This is a genomic window from Streptomyces curacoi (assembly GCF_001513975.1).
In the GTDB taxonomy this organism is placed as follows: domain Bacteria; phylum Actinomycetota; class Actinomycetes; order Streptomycetales; family Streptomycetaceae; genus Streptomyces; species Streptomyces curacoi.
In genome coordinates, this window is the sequence record NZ_KQ947992.1 from 172,393 (window position 1) to 197,259 (window position 24,867).

Below are 24,867 nucleotides of genomic sequence, written 5' to 3' on the forward strand. Positions count from 1 at the left end.
GAAGGGGCGGTACGGGAAACCCGTACCGCCCCTTCTCGTACGACCGCCAGAGCACCGTCGGCCGTCAGAGCACCTTGGACAGGAACGCCTGCGTCCGCTCGTGCTGCGGGTTGGTCAGGACCTCGCGCGGGTCGCCCGACTCGACGACCACGCCGCCGTCCATGAAGACCAGGCTGTCGCCGACCTCGCGGGCGAAGCCCATCTCGTGGGTGACGACGACCATCGTCATGCCGGACTCGGCCAGGTCGCGCATGACGTCGAGGACGTCACCGACCAGCTCCGGGTCGAGGGCCGAGGTCGGCTCGTCGAACAGCATCAGCTTCGGGTCCATCGCCAGCGCCCGGGCGATCGCCACGCGCTGCTGCTGGCCGCCGGACAGCTGCGAGGGGTAGTTGCCGGCCTTGTCGGCCAGGCCGACGCGGTCGAGCAGCTCCTGCGCGCGCTGCCTGGCCTGGGCCCTGCTCACGCCCTTGACCTGGATCGGCGCCTCCATGACGTTCTCGACGGCCGTCATGTGCGGGAACAGGTTGAACCGCTGGAACACCATGCCGATGTCCCGGCGCTGGAGCGCGACCTCGCTGTCCTTGAGCTCGTACAGCTTGTCGCCCTTCTGGCGGTAGCCGACCAGCTCACCGTCGACGTACAGCCGCCCGGCGTTGATCTTCTCCAGGTGGTTGATGCACCGCAGGAACGTGGACTTGCCGGAGCCGGAGGGGCCGATGAGGCAGAACACCTCGCCGGTCTGCACCTCCAGGTCGATGCCCTTGAGGACCTGGACCGCGCCGAAGGACTTGTGGACACGCTCGGCCTTCACCATGGCGGTCATGCCGACACACCTCCCCTTGCGTGGCCCAGGCCGAGCATGTTGGCCTTGATCTTCTGCCACGGCGTCGGCGGCAGCTGACGTAGCGAGCCACGGGCGTAACGGCGCTCCAGGTAGTACTGGAAGACGCTGAACACACTGGTCATGACCAGGTACCAGATGCACGCCACGAAGAGCATCTCCATCACGGCGTACGACGTGGAGCCGATCGTGGAGGTGGCGCGCAGTAGTTCGTTGTACGTCACCGCGTACACCAGCGACGAGGTCTTCAGCATGTTGATGAACTCGTTGCCGGTCGGGGGCACGATCACCCGCATCGCCTGGGGGATCACGATGCGGCGCAGGGTCTTGCCGTGGCTCATGCCGAGCGCGTGCGCGGCCTCGGTCTGGCCCTCGTCGACGGCCATCAGACCGGCGCGGCAGATCTCGGCCATGTACGCGGCCTCGTTCAGACCCAGGCCCAGCAGGGCGGCCATGAACGGGGTCATGACGTCGACCATCTCGTCCTTGTAGATCGGACCGAGATTGAGCATGGGGAAGATCAGCGCCAGGTTGAACCAGAGCAGGAGCTGGACGTAGACCGGCGTGCCGCGGAAGAACCAGATGTAGACCCAGGCCACCCAGCTCGTCACCGGGTTCTTGGACAGCCGCATCACGGCCAGGATCACGCCCAGGACCACGCCCATGACCATCGCGAGGACGCTGATCAGCAGGGTGCGTCCGGCGCCCGCGAGGACCGTGTCGTCGAACACGTACTCGCCGACGGCGCTCCACTGGATCTTCTCGGCGGTGGCGAAGGCGTTGACGAGCAGGGCCACCAGAGCCAGCACGATGACACCGCTGACCCAGCGGCCGTAGTGCCGTACCGGAATCGCCTTGATCGCCTCGGGCGGGAGAGCCCCGCCCTCCTTGGAGAGCGCGGCCGACGGGTTCGCGTCGGCCGGCTCCTTGTCGAACTTGTCAGTCACTGTGACTGCCCTTCAGTGCTTACCCGGGACGGTCACTTGCCGCCGTTGATCGCGGCCTTGTCGATCGCGCCGGTCCCGGCGCCCCACTTCTCGAGGATCTTCTTGTACGTGCCGTCCTCGATGATCGCGTTGACGGCCGCTTCGAGAGCCTCGGTGAGCTGCTTGTTGTCCTTGTTCACCGCGATACCGAACGGACCGGCGTCGACCTGCTCGCCGACGACCTCGAAGGCGTTGCCGCCGTCGGCCTTGCGGGCCAGGTCGACCGCGACCGGGTAGTCGTTGACACCGGCGACCGCGCCGCCGGACTTCACGCGGGTCTGGGCCTCGGTGTCGTTCTCGAACGACTCGATGTCGATCTTCTTCTTGCCGCCGTCCGTGCACTTCTTGGACTGGTCCTGCAGCGCCTTCTCGTACGTCGTGCCGCGCTGCACGGCGGCCGTCTGGCCGCAGAGGTCCTCGATCGAGTTGATCTTCTTCGGGTTGCCCTTCTGGACGTACACGGCGGTGCCGGCGAGGAAGTAGTCGACGAAGTCGACACCCGGACCGAGCTTCTTGCCCTTGTCGTCCAGGCCCTCCTGGCGCTGCTTGTTGTCCGTGATGGAGGACATGGCCACGTCGTAGCGGCCGGAGTTCAGCGCGGTGATCAGACCGTCGAAGGAGCCCGAGGTGAACTGGAACTCCACGCCCAGCTTCTCGCCCAGCGCGGCGGCGATGTCGGGGTCGACACCGACGATCTTGCCGCCCTCCTGGTACTCCATCGGGGCGTACTCGGCGTTGGTGCCGGCCTTGATGACGCCCGCGTCCTGGATCTTCTTGGGCAGCTTGTCGAAGAGCGGAGCGGTGCTGGACTTGCCCGTCTCCTTCGTGCCCTCGCTGCCGCCGTTGTCCGTCTGGTCACCGCAGCCGGTGAGAATCAGGGCGCCTGCGACCGCGATCGAGCCGACCGCTGCCAACCGGGAGCGTGTGGCGGTCGTACGACGGGTGGAGCTTGCGGTCATGGTGGGTTCCTCCGGCGGATGGGTGGAGTTGCCGATGGGGCTACGGCTGCCGATGGATTCGGCGGCGCCGTGGGTCGACGAGGCACACGCCTTCGAGTGTCGCGACCTCGTGTGATTACGGCATCTTGCCATTCGGACTGAGCCATTCAGGGCGCCCGCCATGTCAAAATCGGATAACGGGTGACCCCCGAACCGTCTCAGGTTGGTACATCACGACCGGACCTTCTACGGGAATCCATGCTTCCGGCCGCAAGATCTTCGGCGCATCTCGGGATGTGGATCAGTTGTGCGGGTAGTTTGCGGATGTTTGTTGTTCGTCGCGCTTTCTGGTGTTGATTGTCCGCTTATTTAGCCACGAATCACACCGGTGTCGTCATCGGGTCGTGTCCGATTCGTGTCGTCGAGTGCGGGTGTTTCCCTTGCGGTCGTGTGATCTTGCACGTATTGGACTCGTCGGCGATGCGGTCCGTCCGGTAAGAAGGTTCTTTACACCCCTCATCCGGGGCTTCAGGGCGCGTGTGCGGCGCGCCCGTCGCGTATGTCCCGTACGTCGTACGTCGTACGTATCAACGAGCAGGGTCATACGCGGTCCCGCCCACTTCTCACCAGGAGTGGTTCCACCCTCAAACCAGAACACTTAAGGGGTCAGACAAAGTGGCAGCGGAGATCGTCAATCCTCGCAGCGGCGGCAATACCGATCAGGACGGCGGGGTCGAGCCCCTCGATTCCTTCGATCCGGCGTTCGCGCTGCACCGTGGCGGCAAGATGGCCGTGCAGGCCACCGTGCCGGTCCGGGACAAGGACGACCTGTCCCTGGCGTACACGCCCGGCGTCGCGAAGGTGTGCAGCGCGATCGCCGAGCAGCCGGAGCTGGTGCACGACTACACGTGGAAGTCGTCCGTCGTCGCCGTCGTGACCGACGGCACGGCCGTGCTGGGGCTCGGGGACATCGGCCCCGAGGCCTCCCTTCCGGTGATGGAAGGCAAGGCGATTCTGTTCAAGCAGTTCGGTGGCGTCGACGCGGTGCCGATCGCGCTGGACTGCACGGGTGTCGACGAGATCGTCGAGACCGTGGTGCGGCTCGCGCCGTCCTTCGGTGGTGTGAACCTGGAGGACATCTCGGCGCCTCGGTGCTTCGAGATCGAGCGGAAGCTGCAGGAGCGGCTGGACATTCCGGTCTTCCATGACGACCAGCACGGTACGGCCGTCGTGACGCTGGCGGCGCTGCGGAACGCTGCGCGGCTGACCGGGAAGGGGCTCGGGGATCTGCGGGCCGTCATCTCGGGGGCGGGCGCCGCTGGTGTCGCCATCGCGAAGATGCTGGTCGAGGCCGGCATCGGGGATGTCGCCGTCGCCGACCGCAAGGGCATCGTGTCCGCCGACCGGGACGACCTGACGCCGGTCAAGCGGGAGCTTGCCGGGTTCACGAACAAGGCGGGCATCGGCGGGTCGCTGGAGGCGGCTCTGGAAGGTGCCGACGTCTTCATCGGGGTCTCCGGCGGTACGGTGCCGGAGGAGGCGGTCGCTTCCATGGCCGAGGGCGCGTTCGTGTTCGCCATGGCCAACCCGAATCCTGAGGTGCACCCCGATGTCGCGCACAAGTACGCGGCGGTGGTTGCCACCGGGCGGTCGGACTTCCCGAACCAGATCAACAACGTGCTGGCGTTCCCGGGGATCTTCGCGGGGGCGCTGCAGGTGCGGGCCTCCCGGATCACCGAGGGTATGAAGATCGCGGCGGCGGAGGCGCTGGCGGCTGTGGTGGGTGACGATCTCGCTGCGGACTATGTCATTCCGTCGCCGTTCGACGAGCGGGTGGCGCCGGCGGTTACCGCTGCTGTGGCTGCTGCGGCTCGGGCGGAGGGGGTTGCTCGCCGCTGACGGGCTCTGCCGAGGGCTGAGCCGGTGGGCTTGGCCGACGTTGGCCGGATGGCCCCGCCTGTTTGGGCGGGGCCGTTTTCTTTCGCTGGGGTGGGCCGTTTGGGTGGCTGGGTGGGCTGGGCTGGGCTGGGCCGCGGGGCTGTGCGGGTGCGTAGGGGTTCGCGTGTGATGCCTGCGGCGGCCTGTGGGGGATGGGTGGGGGTGCGCGTTGCGCCTGCGGCCGGTTTGTGGGTCGGGGCCGCGCCGGGGGGGTGTCCGTCCTCGGACCGGCGGCTGGGGTGGGCCTGGAGGTGCTGTTCCTTGACGCCGGCCACTGCGGGCGGACACCCCCCGGCACGTCCCCTTGCCGCCGTGCGCGACTGCGGGTAGGTCCCCCCGCGCGTGGCCTGCCTCAGGTCCACGCCGACGCGGGGTGGCTTGGCAAGAGGGTGTGTCTCACAGGCGGCTGTGGTTCCGTCGGCGGGGAGGGGAGCCTATCGTCAAGGTCATGTTCGCTGTCTACGCCGCCCGAATCGACCGCGACCAGCCACTCTCCGGACTGGAGTTGGGGGAGCGGCCGGCCCCTGAGGTCCGTCCCGGCTGGAGTGCCGTCAACGTCAAGGCCGCCTCCCTCAACCATCACGACCTGTGGTCACTGCGGGGGGTGGGGCTCGCAGAGGACAAGTTGCCGATGATCCTCGGATGTGACGCCGCCGGTGTCGACGAGGACGGCAACGAGGTCGTCCTGCACTCCGTGATCGGACAGAGTGGGCACGGGGTGGGGCCCAAGGAGCCGCGTTCCATTCTCACCGAGCGGTATCAGGGCACGTTCGCGGAGCAGGTGGTCGTGCCGACCTGGAACATCCTGCCCAAGCCCAAGGAGCTCTCCTTCGAGGAGGCCGCCTGTCTGCCGACCGCCTGGCTGACGGCCTATCGGATGCTGTTCACCAATGCGGGCGTGCGGCCCGGCGACTCGGTGCTGGTGCAGGGGGCGGGGGGCGGGGTCGCCACTGCCGCCATCGTGCTCGGGAAGGCCGCGGGACTGCGTGTCTTCGCCACCAGCCGGGACGAGGCCAAGCGCAAGCGTGCCTTGGAGCTGGGGGCTGTGGAGGCCGTCGAGTCGGGGGCTCGGCTGCCGCAGCGGGTCGATGCCGTGATCGAGACCGTGGGCGCCGCTACCTGGTCGCACTCCGTCAAGTCGCTGAAGCCGGGGGGCACGCTTGTCATTTCCGGTGCCACCAGTGGTGACCGGCCCTCGCACGCCGAACTCACGCGGATCTTCTTCCTGGAGCTGAAGGTCGTCGGGTCCACGATGGGCACAAAGGACGAGCTGGAGGATCTGCTCTCCTTCTGTGCCGCCACTGGTGTGCGGCCGGTCATCGATGAGGTGCTGCCCATGGACCGCGCCCGTGAGGGCTTTGAGCGGTTGGCTTCGGGGGAGCAGTTCGGGAAGATCGTGCTCACCAACTGACCTTTTTTCTACGGCACTTGCGGCGGGTTCGGGGCTTTGCCTCGGGCCCGCCGTTCGCATGTCAACTGGGGTTGACGTGCCCCTGCGTGTCAACGTAAGTTGACATCATGACCGATGCAACAGATCTCGCCGAGCGTGCCGGTGATCGCGATCCACGGGTCGGACTGCGGGCCGTTGCGGCGTTGCGCCGGCTGCTGGAGCAGCTGGAGGCGGTGCAGGTGCGCAGTGCGCGCAATCAGGGGTGGTCGTGGCAGGAGATCGCCGCGGAACTCGGAGTCAGCAGGCAGGCCGTGCACAAGAAGTACGGGAGGCGTTGATGTTCGAGCGGTTCACGAAGGATGCCCGTGCGGTGGTGACGGGCGCGGTCGAGCATGCCGAGAGGGGTGGGGCGCAGGCCGTCGAGGCCGAGCACATGCTGCTCGCCCTGCTCGACCGGGAGGGGAGCCGGGCCTCGTTCGCGCTCGCCGCGCTCGGGGGTGGGCAGTGGCTGGAGTCCGTGCGGCGGGCCTTGGACGAGGCTCGGCGGAGGGGTGGGTTGTCGCAGGCCGAAGCCGATGCGCTGGCCGGGTTGGGGATCGATGTGGGGGAGATCGTCGCCCGGGTCGAGGAAGTGCACGGGGTCGGGGCGATGTCCGGGGATCGGAAGGACAAGAGGTGGTGGTCGGGGCACCGTTCGTTCAGCCGGGAGGCCAAGGACGTGCTGGAGCGGGCGCTGCGTATCGCTGTCGCCCGTCGGGACCGGCACATCGGTGATGAGCACATCCTGCTGGCCCTGGCCGGCCGACCCGGCGTGCCCGCCGAGGTTCTCGCCGATCATGGGGTGACGTACGAGACGCTCACCCGGGTGCTTTGCGGCGGTGGAGAGGCCAAAGCCGGTTGAGGGTGGGGTGCGTGAGTGCGGTGCCGTGGTGTCGCGCGCACCCTGGGCAGTGCGGCCGGTGGGTGGCCGTACTGCCCAGGGGGTGTCAGGGCCTCGGTGTGCGTAGGAGCGCTCCGATATGGGCCGCCGCCGTGGACAAGTGGCGGCGGGCTTCGCGGAGTTGGTCCGGGGTGACGCCGTGGTCCCTGGCCGCGTCGCGGATGTCGTCGCGGAAGCGGTCCAGCAGGCGGTCCAGGTCGCGGGCCGGGTCGCCGGTGGGGGGCTCATGGGCCCAGGTGGGTTCGTAGTCGGCGGGGAAGTCCTCCGGGGTGTCGGAGTAGTCGGGGTGCTGCCGTGCCGACTTGGCGGCCCCGGTGTCCTGTCGGCCGAAACCGAAGTCCCTGCCGAACTCCTTTCCGAAGTCCTTGCCGAAGTCGCCGAACTCCTTGGCCAGTTCGGTCAGGCCCTCCCGTACGCCCGTCGGCCAGTCGCCGCGTGCGAAGTGATCCTGTACGTGTTCCTGGACCCGGCGGGCGATGCGCTGGACCTCCTCCTGAGCCTGGGCCCGGGCCCGGTCCTGTGCCTCCTTGGCCTGGCGACGGGCGCGCTGGGCCTCCTCGCGGGCGCGGCGGCTCTCGTCCTTGGCCCGGCGGGCCTGCTCCTTCCACTCCTGCTTGGCACGGCGCATCTCCTCCTTGGCGGCGCGCCACGCCTCCTTGTCGGTGTAGTCCGAGAAGTCACCGAAGGGTGTTTCCGCCTTGGTGCCGTTCCCCTGGCGGGCCTCGGACGCCGCGGCGCGCATCTCGCGCCGCAGATCACCCGCCGCGCCGCGCACATCGGCGCGGATCTCGGCGGCGAGTTCGGCGACCGACTCCCTGATCTCCAGCTCCAGGTCGGCCAACTCTCCGCTGCGGTCGGCCAGTTCCGCGCGGCCGGCGTCCGTGATGGCGTACACCTTGCGGCCGCCCTCGGTGGTGTGGGTGACCAGGCCCTCGGCCTCCAGCTTGGCCAGGCGGGGGTAGACGGTGCCGGCCGACGGTGCGTACAGCCCCTGGAAGCGCTCTTCGAGGAGGCGGATCACCTCGTAGCCGTGACGCGGGGCCTCGTCCAGCAGCTTCAGCAGGTAGAGGCGGAGGCGGCCATGGGCGAAGACGGGAGGCATGTCAGAGCACCTTCTTGTCGGTCGTGCCGTCGGCCGGGGCGTCGCTGGGGCCATCGCCCTGGCCGGAGACGGAATTGTCCCCCGAGTCGTCCTGCGCGCTGTTCACCGGGTCGGTCGTCGAGTCTGTGGGTGGGGTTTCCGGTGTTCCGTTGCGTGCGCCGGTCTCCGCTGCGGTGTCTGGGCCTGGGGAGTCAGCGGTGTCAGGGGTGTCCGTGGTGTCAGGGGTGTCCGTGGTGGGTGCGGGCTCTTCCCATGCCTCCGCCTCCCACGGCTCGTCTTCGCTGGGTGGGCGGCGCAGCAGTGCGATCGAGCCGGAGACCGTCGTCGCCCGGAGCCTGCCGGTGCCGGCGCCCAGACGGCCGGTGACCTTGTGGGCGCCCCACTGGCCGTGCACCCGGAGGCCCTCGAAGGCGTTGGAGATCGTGCCGCTCGCGGTGTTGGCCTCCACGTCCGCGTCCGCCGGGGCCGGCAGGCGGATGGCGATCTCGCCGGAGACGCTGGTCAGCCGGATGTCGGTCGGGCCGTCCGGGTCCAGATCGACGATCATCGAGCCGCTCACGGAGTCGGCCTTCACCGACGGGCCGGAGCCCTCAAGGACCGTGAGGTCTCCGGAGACGGAGTTGAAGCGCAGGTCGCCGGTGACGGCCTGGGCCTCCAGGTTCCCGGAGACCGTGTCGGCGCGGACCGGGCCGGACAGGCCGACGAGGGTCGTGTCGCCGGTGACGCCCTTGACCACCGAAGGGCCGTGGATCCCGGAGACCACCGCCCCGGCGCCGACCACGCCCACCTCGACCCGCGTGTGGGCCGGCACCGCCAGGGAGACCACCGCGCTGCGGCGCCAGCCCTTGCGGTCGAGCCACTTGAGGAACCCCTTCCAGGGCAGGTCCTCGTACGCCACCGTCAGTGTGCCGCCCTGCTGGGTCACCGACAGGGGCGGGCCCTCCAGCTCGGAGACCTCCAGGCGGGCGGAGCCCTCGTCCGTGCCCACGACGTTCACCGTTCCGTTGACGATGCGCACATGGAGCTCGCTCACCGGCTCCTCGAAAGTGAGCTTCGTGGGCTCTGCTACGGACCACTCGGACATGGTGCGGACCTCCTGGGCGACCGGACACGGCCGCACGGGCCGGTCTGAACACGACGCGCCATATCGCGTCTTGCGTAATTCACGATATATCGCGGGCTTCGAAAGTCAAGACACTCGTTCTGGTGATCACAAATCACCTCAGGTGGACAAATCGGCCTAGCGTGTTGCCATGTCGACGGAAGAGTCCAAGGCCGCCCGCCAGGCCCGTCCCGCGCCGGGGGCCCTGCTCCTCTGCCGCGCGGAGCCCGCGTCCGTCGCGCCCGCCGCCCAGCTGTTGCGTGAACACATGCTGCTCACGCCGGCCGGCGAGGAGTGGAGCGTGCTCGTCCCCGAGGGCAGGCCCTGGCTGGAGGGCGACGAACCGGTCGACCGCGTCCTCACCGGCTGGGCCACCGCCCTCGCCGTCGGCGCGCCCTGGCCCGTACTCGCCCTCTGGTGGGACATTGACCGCGCCGGATACACCCTCGCCTCCGGCTTCCGCCGGCCCGTCGGCTACGTCTGGCTCGCCAACGGCACCCCGGCCGGTGAGGACGAGGCCATGCGCACCTTCGCCGGCCGGCTCGGCCTGGATCCGGTCCTGGACGTGCAGTCCCTCGACGGCCTGACGCGCCCCGACCCGGCGGCCGACGCGCAGGCACGCATGCGTGGGCTGCTCGCCGTCCTCACGCGCGCGGGCGTGTCCCTGCCCGCGGGCCTCACCCCTGGCGAGAGCGCCGACCGCCTGCACGAGGCCGCCCGAGCCCAGCCGCACGTCCGCCGGATCGAGTGGTCCGGCTGGCGCGACGCCTTCCGCGCGGAACTCGACGCCGTGGAGGGCGGCCGCCTCGGCCCCTGGCTGCCCTGGGCAGGCGGTCCCAAGGCCCACGCTCTCGCCCTGTCCCAGGTCGCGGTGGGTCTGCCCCTCACGGCCTGGGGCCTACGGCGCCGCAGCGGCGGCTGGGTCGTCGCGGGCGCGGTCCTCCTGGCCCACGGCGCACTGGGACTGGCGTACGAAGCGGTGCGGCCGCTGGACTGAGGATCGATCTGCGGCACGTTCCGCGCCGCCGCGCGACGGCTGTGGGTGTGCTGGGGCCGCTGGATCGGCGGCTGGGTGGTGGGCTCGGACTGGACTGACGGCGGCGAGGTGCGCGCTGGGGGCTGGGTCGATGGCCCGTGCGGTGGGGTGGGGCCGGCTGGGCCTCTGGGCCGGTGGCTGTCAGGTGTGCGCTAAGCGTTGGATCGACGGCGGCGAGCTGTGCGCTGGGCGTTGGGTCGAGGGCCCGTGGGGTGGGCTCGGGCCGCTGGACCGGCGGCCGTGTGGTGGGCTCGGGCCGCTGGATCAGCGGCTGTCAGGTGTGCACTGGGCGTCGGACCGACAACCGTTCGGCAGGCTCGGGCTGGCCCGACGGCAGCGAGGCCTGTCCTGGGCGTTGGCCCGGCACCCCTGAGGCGTCCTCGGGCCGCTGGACCGGCGGTCGTAAGGCGTGCTGAGCCGCCCGACCGACGGCCCGCGAGGGGGGTCGCCGTACCGCCGGCCCGCGAGGTGTGCACGAGCCGGCGCACCGCCGGCCCGCGACGTGTACGGGAGCCCCCGGACCGCCAGCCCGCGAGGAGCGCGGGAGCCCCCGGACCGCCAGCCCGCGAGGAGCGCGGGAGCCGCCGCACCCCCAGCCCGTGACGTGCACGGGAGCCGCCGGCCCGACGGCGGCACGGTGCCTCCGGTCCTCGCCCGACGGCGGCACGGTGCCTCCGGTCCTCGCCCGACGGCGGCACGGTGCCTCCGGTCCTCGCCCGACGCACGGTGCCTCCGGTCCTCGCCCGACGGCCGTACAGTGCCTCCGGTCCTCGCCCGACGGCCGCACAGTGCCTCCGGCCCTCGCCCGACAGCGGCACAGGGCCCCCGTCCCCCGCCCGACAGCCGCACAGGGCTCCGCCCCCCCACCCGACAGCCGCAATGGCAGCTCCTACAACGCGAAGGGCGCCCCGTAACCAGGGCGCCCACACACGCAGGAAGCCTCCGTCAGCGGCGCCCCGAGGGTCGCCGGCTCGGTCCGAGGCCCGGTCGGTCGGCTAGACGTCGTCGTCCTCGTCGTCCAGGCGGGCCAGCCACGTCGCCAGGCGCTCCACCGGTACCTCGAAGTCCGGGTTCAGGTCGACGAACGTGCGCAGCTGCTCGGCCAGCCACTCGAAGGTGATCTCCTCCTCGCCGCGCCGCTTCTCCAGTTCTTCGATGCCTCGGTCGGTGAAGTACATGCAGTGAGGATATGTCCTGTCCGGTACGCGTGCGTGCCGGGCCCGTGCCGCTGGTGCGAGGCCCCTGTCCGGCCCGTGGAACACTGGGGCGGCGAGAGGTTGTCTATCCATACGGAGACGGATCTTCATGGGCACGCACTTCGACCAAGTACCCCTTGTCGGAACGGGGCTTGACCCCGCAGGGGACATCGACGGCTGGCTGGCCTCCGCGCCCGTGCACGCCTTGGTCGAGGCGTTCTCCAGGACCGAGCAGGACCATGAGCTGGCCCGCGATCTGGCCGCCGAGAAGGGCGACGTCACCGAGCGGCTGGCGCGGCTCGACGCGTTCACCGACCGGTGGGACACCCGCCGGGGCCGGGAGCGCAACCAGGCCGACGAGCTGCCGATGCGGCCCGAGCAGGAGGAACTGGTACTGGCGGCGGCCGAGGCGCTCGGCATGCGCGGCGGCACCCGGCTCCGCTACGACCGCTACGACCACATCCTCATGCTCGGCGGCCTCATCCGCGCCTGCCTGGTGCGCACGGCGTACGCCGCCCATCTGATCCGCAGCGGGCAGGTGACCGCCGGTTCGGTCACCGCCCTCGGCGGCCACCGTCCGTTCGTGGGCGACGAGTTCGAGCTCGCGGCTCAGGCGGGGGCACCCGAACTCGGCGAGGAGTACGAGGCGATGGACTTCGGGACGCGCAGGGCCTTCGGGCTCGGCGCGCCGGAGGCCGTCGAGGGCGAGGAGTCCGACCTGCCCGGCGGGACCTGGGGCGTGCGCCGGTACCGTACGGCCGAGGGGATGCCCGTCCAGGTCGTGGCCGCACCCTCCAGCGAGCCGGAGCGGCGCCGTGCCGACACGCCGGACAGCTACGCGTTCTTCGCCAAGTACGTCGCCGCGCTGCAGCCGGGGGAGCGGCTGCTGCTGGTGACGACGCCCATCTACGTGCCGGCCCAGCACGCCGCCGCCGTCCGGATGCTCAAGCTGCCGTTCGGGGTGGAGGTGGACACCGTCGGGAACGAGCCGGGGGTGCTGGCCGGGATGGCCGCGCAGCAGTTCAGCGCGACGAAGTACCTGCTGGAGGTGCGGTCGACCGTGCGGTCGTTGGCGCGGCTCGCGGAGGCGCTGCGCTAGCCGGCGGCCGACAGGGCGGCGAGGCAGTCGGCCTCCGCCGCCCTGGCCTGCTTGGTGCCGTTCTCGCTGGCCAGCTGGGTGTAGAGAGCGAGTGACTCACGGGCCTGGGCGAGCGCCTGGTCGGCGCGTCCCTGGCCCAGCAGCGCCGCGGAGAGCAGCAGATGTGCCCGTGCCTGCCCGAGTCTGGCCTGGGCCGGCTGGTAGTAGGCGAGGGCTTCCCGCAGGTGCTGCTCCGCCGCCGCGTGGTCGCCCTGCCTGCCGCGCAGGTCGGCGGCGACCAGCAGTGCGTCCGGGTAGGCGAAGTTGCGGGTGCGGCGCAGCAGGTCCAGCGCGCGGCCGTGGATCGCCACGGCGTCGTCGATCCGGCCCGTGAGCCCCAGTACGGAGGCACGGTTGTTGATCGCGTGGGCCAGACCGCGGATGTCACCGGCCGCCTCGTAGAGCTCCTCGGCCATGCTCAGCAGGGAGATGGCCTCGTCGTACGAGCTGTTCTGCAGCCGGAGGATGACTCCCGTCAGGTTGAGGCACCGCGCTTCGCCCAGGGTGTAGCCGATGGCCTGGAAGCACGAGCCCGCGCTGATGAGATGCGGGAGAGCGCGAACGTACTCGCCGCGCAACCGCCAGATCATCCCGAGCGTGTACTCGGCCTCGGCCCTCCCGAACTCGTCGCCCAGGTCGGTGAACTCGGCCAGCGCCCGCTCGCAGCTCGTCACGGATCCGGGTGAGCATGTCCGCCGCCGCGGTCCGGTCGCCCGCACGCGCGTAGTGATCCCGGGCCGCCCGAAGCGCATCGAGAGCCGCGTCCTGCTGCCCCGCCACCCGGTACGCCTCGCCCAGCAGCGCGTTCAGATCCGCCTCGGCCCTCGGGTCCCGCCCACGCGCGGCCGTCAGCCCCGCCTCGTACGCCTTGATCGCCACGTCCGTCTCCGACGCCAGCGACAGGAAGTGACCGATCGCCCGGGGAATGCGCCAGCCGTACGAGACCAGCCCGAACTCCTCGGCGAGGCCCGCGCACCGCAGCAGGTTCTCCCGCTCCACCTGGAACCAGGCGAGCGCCGCCTTCCGCTCGGCGACCTCGGGCAGCCCGGTGTGCTCACGGTCGGCGCGGTCCCGCACCGGCCGCGCCGGGACCAGGGTGCGCTGTGCCGCCAGCGCCGCCGCCAGATAGAAGTCCAGCAACCGCCCCGCCACTTCCCGATGCCGCGCCCAGCCCGGCTCATCGGCGGCCAGCCGCTCCCGCGCGAACTCGCGCAGCAGGTCATGCATCTTCAGCCGCCCGCCCTCGTCGTCGACGAGGCTCTCCGTGACCAGCACGTCGGTGGCGTCCTGCGCCGCCTCCGGATCGTCCGCCAGGGCCGCCGCGGCCTCCATGCTCACGCTCCCCGGCGGATGGATCCCCAGCCGACGGAACAGCTCCTGCTCGCGGGGCCCCAGATGGGCGTACGACGTGCTGAACGCGGCGTGGATGGAGAGATGACCGGCGCGCAGTCCCCGCAGCCGGTCCGTCTCCTTCGCCATCTCGTCCCGGATCCTGGCCAGCGGATACCTGCGCTGCCGCCCGGCGGCCAGCGACGCCTTGACCCGGATGGCAAGCGGCAGGAAGCCGCACAGCCGCACGATGTCCCGCACCGCCTCCGGGTCCGTGGCCGCCCGCCGCTCGCCCACGATGGCCGTGAACAGCCGTAGGGACGTCTCCTCGTCGAACTCCTCCAGTGCCATCGGCACCGCTCCCTCCACGCCGAGCTCGTCCAGTCTGCGCCGGCTGGTGACCAGGACCAGCGAACCGGGGTGCTCGGGGAGGAGCTCGGCGATCTGCTCGTACGACGCGGCGTTGTCCAGGACGACGATCATGCGGCGGCGGCGCAGCACATCGCGCCACATGCGGCCCAGACGGGCGGTGTCGCTGAGGTGCTGGGGCTTGCCGAGGGTGGCCTGCAGCAGGGCCAGGAGGGCGTGTCCGGTCGTCAGCGGACGGTGTTCGGCGCCGGCCTTGTGGGCCTCCAGGTCCAGCAAGAACTGCCCGTCCGGGTAGTCCGGTGCGAGCTTGTGGGCGAGGTGGACGGCCAGCTTCGTCTTGCCGAGGCCGCCCATGCCCGCGATCGAGTGGACGGCCGGGCCGACGGTGTTCTCCTCGATCTGCTCGATCAGTTCGGCGATCTCGCGGGCCCGGCCGGTGAAGTCGCGGATGTCGGGAGGGAGTTCGTAGGAGGTGCCGAGACCGTCCAGTTCGGCCTCGGCGGCCCGCTGCCGGGGGATCGCGGCGGCCGTCAGCGCCTCGCGCACCAACGGCAGCCGCTCCGCGACCGGTCCGACCGGCAGCAGCCAGGACATCCGCTCGGCCTGTAACGCCAGGACGACGATGCCGAAGACCTTGCCGCCGTCCGCGTCGCTGACCCCGCCTCCGCTGAAGCCCTGCTGGATCTCGACGCCGCTGCTGTGGCGGTCGTTGAGCTGGACCCAGCCCGTGCCCATCGTCTCGCCGGTCACGGTGGCCGAGGCGTGCACCCCGGCCGACAGGTCCCGGTGCCTGGGGTAGCCGTAGGCCCAGACCGTGTCGCCGCGCCGCCAGTCCGTGGTGAGCGGAGCCGGTGCCGCCTCGGCCGGTGCGGGGGCCATGAGGCGCAGTACGGCCGCGTCGCCCTCCTGGCGCTCACCCACGGGCCACCAGCCGCCCTCCGCGACCGTGGCGGCGATCGGCGCCGGGGCCGCCGTACCGAGGAACTCGACGGACACTCGTCCGTCGGGGGCGTCCCCGGGGCCGATGCGCAGGGCGTCGGCGACCACATGGGCACAGGTGAGGACCAGGTCCCGGCCGAGGTAGACGCCCGCGCCGCAGATCGTGCCGGCGGGGTCGGAGACACGGACCGACCACCGCTTGAAGCTCACGCGCCGGGGTCCTTCTTCTGCCAGCCCAGCTTGACGACGATATGGCCCTCGACGCCGGCCTTGGTCAGGACGGCTCCGGCGCTGGCGTTCAGCTTCACCCCGAACTCCAGCTCCACCGTGGTGGGCTGGGCCGCCTGGAAGGTGCGCAGGGTCGTCTCGGCGGCCCGTCGGATGGGGGCCAGGGCCTCCTCCAGAGAGACGGAGGCCTCCCGCATACGGTCCCCGACGCGGGAGGCGCGGACCATGCCGGGCTCGTCGTCCTCGACCTCGACGACCAGCTGACCCTCGCCGTCCTCCTCGCCCATGGAGATCCGCAGCAGCTCGGCCATTCGCGCCCCCGTATGTCGCACCCGGCCCACGGGCCCGGTCAGTTCGGCATGTCCGTCCCCAATTTACTGGTCCGGCGGCCGAGTTGACCGTAAATGCCGGAAGGCCCGGCTCCGAGTCACCAGGACTGGAACCGGGCCTTCCGATCGGAACCCGTGCTTCGGGCTCAGGCCTCGAACACCTCTCGCACCAGCTGCTCCTGCTCGGCCTGGTGCCGCTTGGCGGAACCCACGGCCGGGGACGAGGAGTGCGGACGGGAGATACGGCGCAGGCGCTCGCCGTGCGGGACGTCGGCGCCGACCGCCAGGTCCAGGTGGTCGATCAGGTTGAGCGCGATGAACGGCCACGCACCCTGGTTCGCCGGCTCCTCCTGGGCCCACAGGTACTTCTCGGCGTTCGGGTACTTGGCGATCTCGGCCTGGAGCTCGGCACCCGGCAGCGGGTACAGGCGCTCGATGCGGATGATCGCCGTGTCCGTCACGCCGCGCTTCTTCCGCTCGGCGTCGAGGTCGTAGTAGACCTTGCCGGCGCAGAAGACGACCTTCTTGACCGCGGCCGGGTCGACCGAGGAGTCACCGATGACCGGCTGGAACTGCCCGCTCGTGAACTCCTCCGCCTTCGCGGCCGCCGCCTTCAGGCGCAGCATCGACTTCGGGGTGAAGACGACCAGCGGCTTGTGGTGCGGGTTGTGCACCTGCCACCGCAGGAGGTGGAAGTAGTTCGCCGGCGAGGTCGGCATCGCGACCGTCATGTTGTTCTGCGCGCACAGCTGCAGGAACCGCTCCGGGCGGGCCGAGGAGTGGTCCGGGCCCTGGCCCTCGTAGCCGTGCGGCAGCAGCAGCACGACGCCGGAGGTCTGGGCCCACTTCTGCTCGGCCGACGAGATGAACTCGTCCACGACCGTCTGGGCGCCGTTGACGAAGTCGCCGAACTGGGCCTCCCACATCACGAGCGCGTTCGGGCGGGCCAGCGAGTAGCCGTACTCGAAGCCCATGGCCGCGTACTCGGACAGGAGGGAGTTGTAGACGTTCAGCCGCGCCTGGTCCTCGGAGAGGTACTGCAGCGGCGTGTACTCCTCGCCCGTCTCACGGTCGATGATGACCGCGTGGCGCTGGCCGAAGGTACCGCGCTGCGAGTCCTGGCCGGCCAGGCGGACCGGGACACCCTCCAGCAGCAGGGAGCCGATCGCGAGGGTCTCGCCCATGCCCCAGTCGATGGTGCCGTCCTCGACCATCGACGCCCGGCGCTGCAGCTGCGGCAGCAGACGCGGGTGGACGGTGATGTGGTCGGGGATGTTGACCTGGGACTCGGCGATCCGCTTGACGGTCTCCGTGGTGACCGCGGTGCTGACGGCGACCGGGAACTCGGCCTGGGGGTCCGAGGGCTCCGCGGCGGCCGGCTGCGCGGTGGCCTCGCGGACCTCCGTGAAGACCTTCTCCAGCTGGCCCTGGTAGTCCTGGAGCGCCTGCTCGGCCTCTTCCAGGGTGATGTCGCCGCGACCGATGAGGGACTCGGTGTAGAGCTTGCGCACCGAGCGCTTCTTGTCGATCAGGTCGTACATCAGCGGCTGGGTGAAGGCCGGGTTGTCCGACTCGTTGTGACCGCGGCGGCGGTAGCAGATGAGGTCGATCACCACGTCCTTGTTGAACGCCTGGCGGAACTCGAAGGCGAGCCGCGCCACGCGGACCACGGCCTCCGGGTCGTCGCCGTTCACGTGGAAGATCGGGGCCTCGATCATGCGGGCCACGTCCGTCGCGTACATGGAGGAACGCGAGGACTCGGGGGCCGCGGTGAAGCCGACCTGGTTGTTGATGACGATGTGGACCGTGCCGCCGGTGCGGTAGCCGCGCAGCTGCGACATGTTCAGGGTCTCGGCCACCACGCCCTGGCCCGCGAAGGCCGCGTCGCCGTGGATCGCGATCGGCAGGACCGTGAAGTCCGTGCCGCCCTTGTTGATGATGTCCTGCTTGGCGCGGGCGACGCCCTCCAGGACCGGGTCGACCGCTTCCAGGTGGGACGGGTTCGCGACCAGGTTGACCTTGATCTGCTCGCCGTCCAGGCCGGTGAAGGTTCCCTCGGCGCCCAGGTGGTACTTCACGTCGCCGGAGCCGTGCATCGACTTCGGGTCGAGGTTGCCCTCGAACTCGCGGAAGATCTGGGCGTACGACTTGCCGACGATGTTGGCGAGGACGTTCAGGCGGCCGCGGTGGGCCATGCCGATGACGACCTCGTCCAGGCGCGACTCGGCGGCCGAGTCCAGCACGGCGTCGAGCAGCGGGATGACGGACTCGCCGCCCTCCAGGGAGAAGCGCTTCTGGCCGACGTACTTCGTCTGCAGGAAGGTCTCGAAGGCCTCCGCCGCGTTCAGGCGGCGCAGGATGCGCAGCTGCTCCTCGCGCTCCGGCTTGGAGTGCGGGCGCTCGACGCGGTCCTGGATCCACTTGCGCTGCTTGGGGTCCTGGATGTGCATGAACTCGATGCCGGTGGTGCGGCAGTACGAGTCACGCAGGACGCCGAGGATGTCGCGCAGCTTCATCATCGACTTGCCGGCGAAGCCGCCGACCGCGAACTCGCGCTCCAGGTCCCACAGGGTGAGGCCGTGCTCGGTGATGTCCAGGTCGGGGTGCTTGCGCTGCTGGTACTCCAGCGGGTCGGTGTCGGCCATGACGTGGCCGCGGACCCGGTAGGAGTGGATCAGCTCGAAGACGCGGGCGGCCTTCGTGACGTCGTCGTCGTGGCTGGCGTCGATGTCCTTGAGCCAGCGGACCGGCTCGTAGGGGATGCGCAGCGCCTCGAAGATCTCGTCGTAGAAGTTGTTCTCGCCGAGGAGGAGGTTCGCGACCTGGCGCAGGAACTCGCCGGAGGCGGCGCCCTGGATGACCCGGTGGTCGTAGGTCGACGTGAGCGTCATGACCTTCGAGATGCCGAGCTTGTTCAGGGTGTCCTGGGAGGTGCCCTGGAACTCCGCCGGGTAGTCCATGGAGCCGACGCCCATGATCACCGACTGGCCGGGCATCAGACGCGGCACGGAGTGGACCGTGCCGAGGCCGCCCGGGTTGGTCAGGGAGACCGTGACGCCGGTGAAGTCGTCCATCGTCAGCTTGCCGTCGCGGGCGCGGCGGACGATGTCCTCGTAGGCCTGCCAGAACTCGAAGAAGTTCAGCGTCTCGGCCTTCTTGATGGCGGCCACGACGAGCTGGCGGTCGCCGTTGGGCTTCACCAGGTCGATGGCCAGGCCGAGGTTGACGTGCGGCGGCTTGACCAGCGTCGGCTTGCCGTCCTTCTCGCCGAAGGACCAGTTCATCGACGGCATGGCCTTGATGGCCTGCACCATCGCGTAGCCGATCAGGTGCGTGAAGGAGATCTTCCCGCCCCGGGCCCGCTTCAGGTGGTTGTTGATGACGATGCGGTTGTCGAAGAGCAGCTTCACCGGAACCGCGCGCACGGACGTGGCCGTGGGCAGCTCCAGCGAGGCGTTCATGTTCTTCGCGACCGCGGCGGCCGGGCCGCGCAGCGTGATCAGCTCGGGGCCCTCCGAAGGCGCGGCCGCGGCGGGCTCGGCCTTCTTCGGCTGAGCGGGCTTCGCGGCCGGGGCGGGGGCGGCGGGCTTCGCCGCGGCCGGGGCCGCAGCGGCGGGCGCGGCGGCCGCGGGCTTCGGAGCCGCAGGGGCCGGCGCCGGGGTCGCCGGGGCGGCCGGAGCAGCCGGGGCGGCGGGCGCCGCCGGAGCCGTGGTGGTGGTCTCTGCGGCCCCCGCGGCCGCAGTACCCGCCGGAGCCGAGGCGGCAGGCGCCCCCGGCTTGTAGTCGGCGAAGAAGTCCCACCAGGCGCGGTCTACCGAATTCGGGTCCTGGAGGTACTGCTGATAGATCTCGTCGACGAGCCACTCGTTCGGACCGAACGCGGCAGCGGGGTTCTTGCCCGCTTGGTCTGCGTCGGTCGAGATGCTCGATGCGTTACTGGGGGACTGTGGCGACACGGCGGCAACCGCCCTCTTCCGCTTCACAAGGTGATGGACAGCGGGAATAAAGGCTACGCCTCCATGGCCGGGAAGGTCAGGCCGAGCAAGGTCATCGTCGTGTAAGTCACATCGAAGAGCGTGTTTCGTGCCTGGAAATGGCGGGAAACAAGCGTGGTTCCGCTTGGGATGGCTCCAGATGGGAAGGCTCGGCCGGGACCCGGCGCGCCGAAGGCGCGGGCCTGTGCCTGATCACACGTGTCCGTCAGCCGGGACACACATGGATCTTGTGGCTCCGCTTCGAACTTTACGTCAACTTGGTACGGATGACTGCCCAGGAAGTGTGACAAGAATCCGGCAACCCCGCTCGGATTCGGCCACGCCGATCCGTCCGCCGTGCAGATCGACGGCCCAGCGTGCGATCGCCAGCCCCAGACCCGTACCGCCGTCACTGCCCGGCCCGTGCGGCCGGCTGACGGCACCCCGGTTGAACCGCTCGAAGACCCGGTGCCAGTCCGACTTCGGGATGCCCGGACCCTCGTCCAGGACCTCAAGCACCAGCGACTCCGGGTACGCCCCGCGCCGCGCCTTGACCGTCACGCGGCCGTGCGGCGGGCTGTGCTTGATCGCGTTGTCGATGAGATTGGCGACGACCTGGTGGATGCGCTCGGGGTCGGCGTGCGCGGTCAGCTCCGGCGGGGAGACGTCGAGGTGCAGATGGACGTCGGTGCGGGTGTGGCTGCCGGAGCCCGACGCCATGCCGCCGCGCGCGGAGGCGACCATGTTGGCCTCCTTGAGCACGCCGGACAGGTACGGCCAGACCTCGAAGCGCCGCATGCGCAGCGGTACGACGCCGTTGTCCAGCCGGGACAGGTCCAGGAGCGTCTCCACGAGCCGGCCCAGCCGCTCGGTCTGCTTCAGCGCCGTGCGCATCGTCTCGGGGTCGGCCTCGGCGATGCCGTCGACCACGTTCTCCAGGACGGCCCGCAGGCCCGCGATCGGGGTGCGCAGCTCGTGCGAGACGTTCGCCACCAGCTCCTTGCGCTGCTGGTCCTGGGCCTCCAGCTCGTCGGCCATGCGGTTGATCGTCTCGGCCAGGTCGCCCAGCTCGTCCCGGCGGTTCTCGCGCACCCGGCGGGTGTAGTCGCCGTGCGAGATGGACCGGGCCACGGCGTTCATCTCGTCCAGCGGCGAGGTGAGCGAGTGCGCCACGAACTGGGTGATCAGCAGCGTGGCGATCATCGAGAAGACCGTGATGAAGCGCAGCTCCGTCTGGGTGCGTACGGCGATCATCGACAGGCCCGTGGTGATCAGGACCGCGATGACGACCAGCGCGCCCAGCTTGGTCTTGATCGAGAACGGACTGACGCTGCCCCAGGGCTCCCCGGGGCCTCTCCGCGCGGCCGGCCCGTCGCTCATGGCGTCGGTGTCTCCAGGGCGTAGCCCACGCCGTGCACGGTGCGGATCCGCTCGGCGCCGATCTTCCGGCGCAGCGCCTTGATGTGGCTGTCGACGGTCCGGGTGCCGGAGGCGTCCGCCCAGTCCCACACCTCGGCGAGCAGCTGCTCACGGGAGAGCACCGCGCGCGGGGTGTTCGCCAGGCACACCAGGAGGTCGAACTCGGTCGGCGTGAGGTGAACGTCCTCGCTGCGCACCCGCACCCGTCGCTGTGCGTGGTCGATCTCCAGCTCGCCGAGGCGCAGGATGCCCGACCGCGGGGTCGTGGCGGCCAGCGCGGCCCGCTCCATCCGGCGCAGCAGCACATGCACCCGCGCCGCCAGCTCCCGCATCGAGAACGGCTTCGTCATGTAGTCGTCGGCGCCGACGCCGAGCCCGACCAGCATGTCGGTCTCGTCGTCGCGCGCGGTCAGCATCAGCACCGGTACCGGCCGCTGGGCCTGTACCCGGCGGCACACCTCCAGGCCGTCGAAGCCCGGCAGCATGATGTCGAGGATCAGCAGGTCGGGCTGCCAGGCCTCCGCCGTGTCGACCGCCGCCGGGCCGTCACCCGCGGTCTGCACGAGGAAACCCTCGGCGCGCAGACGGGCCGCGATGGCGTCCACGATGGTCGGATCGTCCTCGACCACGAGGACCCGGCGCTGTGCGCCCGGGGTCGCCGCCGTGCCGTTGTGGGAGGTGTGTGTCTGCTCCATCGCCCGCCCCAAAGTTGCTTTCCGGAATCCGTGGGGTGATTCCTACTGACTGGCTATGCCTGCGCATGCTTGCGATTGACGCTTGAATGATCCGCGTCAGATGAGCAGAGTACGGGGAGTCACCGCGCCAGGGCTATCCAGGTCGGACGGCGAGGTGCACGACGTCCGGAACGCCCCGGGCAACGGGGATCTCTTCGGTACGCACCTGTTGGAATCCGGCATTACACAAGGTTTCTTCGAATTCGGAAGAGGGCTGGGCGGACCATACGGCCAGCACCCCGCCCGGCCGCAAGACCCTTGCGCAGCCTGCGAGTCCGCTGGGTGAGTACAGGCCCTCATTGCCCTCGGTGACGGTCCAGCCGGGCCCGTTGTCGATGTCGAGACACAGTGCGTCATACGTGGCGGATGTCTCATGTACGTAGGTGACGAGATCGGTTTCCAGAATCTCGGCGCGCGGGTCGGCGAGGGCACCGGCGGAGAAGTCGGACAACGGCCCGTCGAGATGCCAGTCGATAATCGCCCGCTCGCGCTCCACGACGGTGATCCGTCCCGGGCGCGGATCGGCGGCGGCGTGTGCGAGCGAGAACCCGACGCCGAGCCCGCCGATCAGCACCGCGGGCTGCGGCCGTCCGTCCAGCGCGCCGAGCGCCGCGTCGACGAGCAGCCGCTCCGAGCGCCCGTCGGAGGTGTCCATCAGGAAGCAGCCGTTCGCGATGATCTGGAGCAACTCGCCGTGCCGCCGCAGCACGACCTCGCCGTGCGGGCCTTCGCGACGGTCCAGTACTTCCGGGATGTCGTACGAAGTGGGCATCCGGTCATCTTCGCAGGTCCGGACCGGCGGGCCGAGGGAATTACCGCGGAGGGCGAGCCCGTGCCCCGAAGACCGGGTCCTCGGTCTCGGGGAGTACGGGGGCCGCTTCGGGTTGACGCACGCCAGTGAGCCTCTTGGAGGACGCGTGCGCTCCTTGAGAGGTTGCTGAGAATCGGGTCCCATGTGGCGCCGGTCACAGACACGGGCGGGTCGCGGGCCAAGGGTGGGGGGAAAGCGGAAGGAGCACCTCACTTGGAACGGACCGGTGCTGTGGGCGCGACGGGCTCCTCTCCCGGCTCCCCTGTGTCGTCGAGCGTGGACACCCCTTCCGCCGACGCGTGTTTCCCCGATGTGGCCGGGCTGCTGGACGGTGTGCCGCGACAACGCGGCGCGGGGAAGCCGACGTCGCCGGCGGCGGCTTCCGTGGCGGCCCCGGCCGCATCTGGGGTGGCGTCAGAGTGGTCTGCGGCGACGTCAGGGGCGTCTGCGGCGGCGTCAGAAGTGCGCGTGGCAGGCGCGGCGACAGTGCGTGTGGCAGGTGGGGCGACGCACGCGGCCGTGGTGGCGGTGCCGGATGCCCTGGGCGCCTCCGGAGCCCCCGCCCGCGTGCGTTCCCTCGGCCGTTGGCGTCTGCGCCCTTGGCATCTGTTCCCCACCCCCACCGGCGCGCCGTTCACCTTCGCCTACGCCGCCGTACTGGCCGTCACCTCACTGATCGCCGCGTACGCCGACCCCGCCCTGGTCCACGCCCTGCACCAGGGCTCCAGCACCGATGTGGCCCACCTCGTACGGGCCCCGGTGCTGGTGCTGCTCGCCAGCGCGCTGTGGGTGGCGGGCGGGATCCTGGCGCCGTACACGCTCTGCTTCCTGTTCGTGCTCACCGCGCTGGAGCGGCGGATCGGCGGTCCGCGCACGGCCGTCGTCTTCCTGCTCGGGCACGTCCTGGCCACCCTCGCCACCGAGGGCCCGGTGGGGTTCGCGGTGCTGGCCGGCCACCTCCCCGACAGCTCCCTGCACCGCCTCGACTACGGCATCAGCTTCGGTGTCGCCGCGAGCCTCGGCGCGCTGACCGGACTGCTGCGGCCCTGGCTGCGCTGGCCCGTGCTGGTGCTGTTCGGTGGGATGCTGATCCAGGACCTGCTCAACCTCACGGACCCGCTGACCAATTGGGGGCATCTGATCGCCCTCGCCATCGGTCTCGGGATGTGGCCGGTGGTGCGGCGGTGGTACCGGGAGCAGGGGTAGGCGGCCAAGTCCCGGGGAGGGGCCAGGGGTTACGGCCCCTCGGACTCAGGCGGCCTCGGGCGACCACACGTACGGCGTCGTCGTCGTCACCGCCTCGAAGCCCAGCCGCCGCAGGATGGGCGCGCTGTCGTCGGAGGCGTCGACGTGCAGGTAGGTGACGCCCCGGGCGACGGCGAGGGCGGCGCGGGTGGCGACCATGGCGCGGTAGATTCCACGGCCCCGCCACTCGGCCAGCGTGGAGCCGCCCCACAGGCTCGCGAACTCGGTGCCCGCGCGGAAGACCAGCCACGCGGCGCAGACGACCTCGCCCTCCGCCTCGGCGATGTAGACGGCGATCTCGTCCGGGGCGGAGGCGACACGGCCGATGAGATCGTCGGCGAGCCAACTCCAGTCCTGCCTCCACGCGACCGACTCCATCGCGGCGATACGGCGCATGTCCGCGTCCGCCGTGACGCGGCGCAGCGTCACGCCCTCCGGCAGGACGGGCTGCCGTACGGCCATGTCGGCGGCGCGTCCGACCAGGACCGTCTCCCGCTCCTCGGGCACGAAGCCCGCCGCACGCAGACGTTCGATGAGGTCGGCCGGGTCGTCGTGGGACCGGGTCTTCCACTCCACCGCCTCACCGCGCGCCGCGAAGAAGTCGCGCTGGCGGGCGATGAGCCGGTCGAGTTCGGCGCCGTGTACGCCGAGGGAGCGCGGGCCGCTGACCAGGCCCCGGAATCCGCCGACTGTCCGCAGCAGCGGGCCGTCGTGTTCGTACGTCACGCCGGTGGGCGGGGTCGGGGGCGCGCCGCGCATCTGGTCGTCGTAGGCCGCGAGAAGGATCTCTGTCTCTGTCACGGGGGAGACGGTGGGCGAAGGCGTCCGTCCCGGCAACCGGTTTTCCGCCGGGCCCTCTGTGAAAGCCGAGGTCACAGCG

At 70.5% G+C, this 24,867-nt stretch carries 21 protein-coding genes; 7 read left to right on the forward strand and 14 right to left on the reverse strand.

What is annotated here, in order from left to right; translation table 11 throughout:
• Positions 1-64: 64 nt before the first annotated feature.
• Genes AQI70_RS28990 through AQI70_RS29000 form a run of 3 tightly spaced genes read right to left on the reverse strand, consistent with a single transcriptional unit; the run spans position 65 to position 2,789 of the window.
• Positions 65-826: an amino acid ABC transporter ATP-binding protein gene (locus AQI70_RS28990; RefSeq protein WP_062155204.1), complete on the reverse strand. Its 762-nt coding sequence runs from the start codon at positions 824-826 to the stop codon at positions 65-67.
• Positions 823-1,791: an amino acid ABC transporter permease gene (locus AQI70_RS28995; protein ID WP_062155206.1), complete on the reverse strand. Its 969-nt coding sequence runs from the start codon at positions 1,789-1,791 to the stop codon at positions 823-825. The genes AQI70_RS28990 and AQI70_RS28995 overlap by 4 nt, the downstream gene beginning before the upstream one ends.
• A 32-nt stretch (positions 1,792-1,823) precedes the next feature.
• The gene (locus AQI70_RS29000) at positions 1,824-2,789 is read right to left on the reverse strand and encodes an ABC transporter substrate-binding protein (RefSeq protein ID WP_062155208.1); all 966 of its coding nucleotides are present in this window, start codon (positions 2,787-2,789) and stop codon (positions 1,824-1,826) included.
• 654 nt (positions 2,790-3,443) lie between these two features.
• On the opposite strand from AQI70_RS29000, the gene AQI70_RS29005 reads away from it, so the two are divergent.
• From AQI70_RS29005 to AQI70_RS29020, 4 genes are all read left to right on the forward strand, one after another.
• The gene (locus AQI70_RS29005) at positions 3,444-4,667 is read left to right on the forward strand and encodes an NAD(P)-dependent malic enzyme (RefSeq protein WP_062155210.1); all 1,224 of its coding nucleotides are present in this window, start codon (positions 3,444-3,446) and stop codon (positions 4,665-4,667) included.
• Between the two features lie 487 nt (positions 4,668-5,154).
• A complete protein-coding gene (locus tag AQI70_RS29010; protein ID WP_062155213.1) occupies positions 5,155-6,117 on the forward strand; it encodes a zinc-binding dehydrogenase in 963 nt (320 codons plus the stop codon).
• Positions 6,118-6,224: 107 nt separating this feature from the next.
• Positions 6,225-6,434: a helix-turn-helix domain-containing protein gene (locus AQI70_RS29015; RefSeq protein WP_062155215.1), complete on the forward strand. Its 210-nt coding sequence runs from the start codon at positions 6,225-6,227 to the stop codon at positions 6,432-6,434.
• Positions 6,434-6,997, forward strand: coding sequence for a Clp protease N-terminal domain-containing protein (locus AQI70_RS29020; protein ID WP_062155217.1), 564 nt, complete (start codon positions 6,434-6,436; stop codon positions 6,995-6,997). Before AQI70_RS29015 ends, AQI70_RS29020 begins: the two co-directional genes overlap by 1 nt.
• Before the next feature lie 85 nt (positions 6,998-7,082).
• On the opposite strand, the gene AQI70_RS29025 is transcribed toward AQI70_RS29020, so the two are convergent.
• Positions 7,083-8,138 carry a PadR family transcriptional regulator gene (locus AQI70_RS29025; protein WP_003997973.1) on the reverse strand — a complete coding sequence of 352 codons (1,056 nt, stop codon included), beginning with the start codon at positions 8,136-8,138 and terminating at the stop codon, positions 7,083-7,085.
• 1 nt (position 8,139) lies between these two features.
• Positions 8,140-9,222 carry a DUF4097 family beta strand repeat-containing protein gene (locus AQI70_RS29030; protein ID WP_062155218.1) on the reverse strand — a complete coding sequence of 361 codons (1,083 nt, stop codon included), beginning with the start codon at positions 9,220-9,222 and terminating at the stop codon, positions 8,140-8,142.
• Positions 9,223-9,391: 169 nt separating this feature from the next.
• On the opposite strand from AQI70_RS29030, the gene AQI70_RS29035 reads away from it, so the two are divergent.
• A complete protein-coding gene (locus tag AQI70_RS29035) occupies positions 9,392-10,237 on the forward strand; it encodes a hypothetical protein (RefSeq protein WP_062155220.1) in 846 nt (281 codons plus the stop codon).
• A gap of 1,034 nt (positions 10,238-11,271) precedes the next feature.
• On the opposite strand, the gene AQI70_RS29040 is transcribed toward AQI70_RS29035, so the two are convergent.
• Positions 11,272-11,454, reverse strand: coding sequence for a DUF6104 family protein (locus AQI70_RS29040; RefSeq protein WP_003997970.1), 183 nt, complete (start codon positions 11,452-11,454; stop codon positions 11,272-11,274).
• A gap of 127 nt (positions 11,455-11,581) precedes the next feature.
• Here AQI70_RS29040 and AQI70_RS29045 point away from each other — a divergent pair, with 127 nt between their 5' ends.
• Complete coding sequence (locus AQI70_RS29045) at positions 11,582-12,571, forward strand: hypothetical protein (RefSeq protein ID WP_062155222.1); 990 nt, start codon at positions 11,582-11,584, stop codon at positions 12,569-12,571.
• On the opposite strand, the gene AQI70_RS39265 is transcribed toward AQI70_RS29045, so the two are convergent.
• From AQI70_RS39265 to AQI70_RS29080, 7 genes are all read right to left on the reverse strand, one after another.
• Entirely contained in the window at positions 12,568-13,026 is a 459-nt protein-coding gene (locus AQI70_RS39265; RefSeq protein ID WP_062155224.1) for a tetratricopeptide repeat protein, read from the reverse strand. The two genes, AQI70_RS29045 and AQI70_RS39265, sit on opposite strands and share 4 nt — an antisense overlap.
• Positions 12,995-15,457: a trypsin-like peptidase domain-containing protein gene (locus AQI70_RS29055; protein ID WP_062155226.1), complete on the reverse strand. Its 2,463-nt coding sequence runs from the start codon at positions 15,455-15,457 to the stop codon at positions 12,995-12,997. Before AQI70_RS29055 ends, AQI70_RS39265 begins: the two co-directional genes overlap by 32 nt.
• Positions 15,454-15,786, reverse strand: coding sequence for a CU044_2847 family protein (locus tag AQI70_RS29060; RefSeq protein ID WP_159042707.1), 333 nt, complete (start codon positions 15,784-15,786; stop codon positions 15,454-15,456). Before AQI70_RS29060 ends, AQI70_RS29055 begins: the two co-directional genes overlap by 4 nt.
• Positions 15,787-15,950: 164 nt before the next feature.
• Positions 15,951-19,760: a multifunctional oxoglutarate decarboxylase/oxoglutarate dehydrogenase thiamine pyrophosphate-binding subunit/dihydrolipoyllysine-residue succinyltransferase subunit gene (locus AQI70_RS29065; protein ID WP_062155521.1), complete on the reverse strand. Its 3,810-nt coding sequence runs from the start codon at positions 19,758-19,760 to the stop codon at positions 15,951-15,953.
• Between the two features lie 291 nt (positions 19,761-20,051).
• Complete coding sequence (locus AQI70_RS29070; protein WP_003997965.1) at positions 20,052-21,158, reverse strand: sensor histidine kinase; 1,107 nt, start codon at positions 21,156-21,158, stop codon at positions 20,052-20,054.
• The gene (locus AQI70_RS29075; protein WP_062155227.1) at positions 21,155-21,892 is read right to left on the reverse strand and encodes a response regulator transcription factor; all 738 of its coding nucleotides are present in this window, start codon (positions 21,890-21,892) and stop codon (positions 21,155-21,157) included. Before AQI70_RS29075 ends, AQI70_RS29070 begins: the two co-directional genes overlap by 4 nt.
• 133 nt (positions 21,893-22,025) lie before the next feature.
• Positions 22,026-22,703 carry a spermine/spermidine synthase domain-containing protein gene (locus tag AQI70_RS29080; RefSeq protein WP_062155229.1) on the reverse strand — a complete coding sequence of 226 codons (678 nt, stop codon included), beginning with the start codon at positions 22,701-22,703 and terminating at the stop codon, positions 22,026-22,028.
• Positions 22,704-23,006: 303 nt separating this feature from the next.
• Here AQI70_RS29080 and AQI70_RS29085 point away from each other — a divergent pair, with 303 nt between their 5' ends.
• Complete coding sequence (locus tag AQI70_RS29085) at positions 23,007-23,948, forward strand: rhomboid-like protein (RefSeq protein WP_425264644.1); 942 nt, start codon at positions 23,007-23,009, stop codon at positions 23,946-23,948.
• 45 nt (positions 23,949-23,993) lie between these two features.
• Here the strand turns inward: AQI70_RS29085 and AQI70_RS29090 are convergent, their stop codons facing one another.
• On the reverse strand, positions 23,994-24,788 hold the full coding sequence (locus tag AQI70_RS29090) for a GNAT family N-acetyltransferase (RefSeq protein ID WP_062155231.1): 795 nt from the start codon (positions 24,786-24,788) through the stop codon (positions 23,994-23,996).
• Positions 24,789-24,867: the final 79 nt, after the last annotated feature.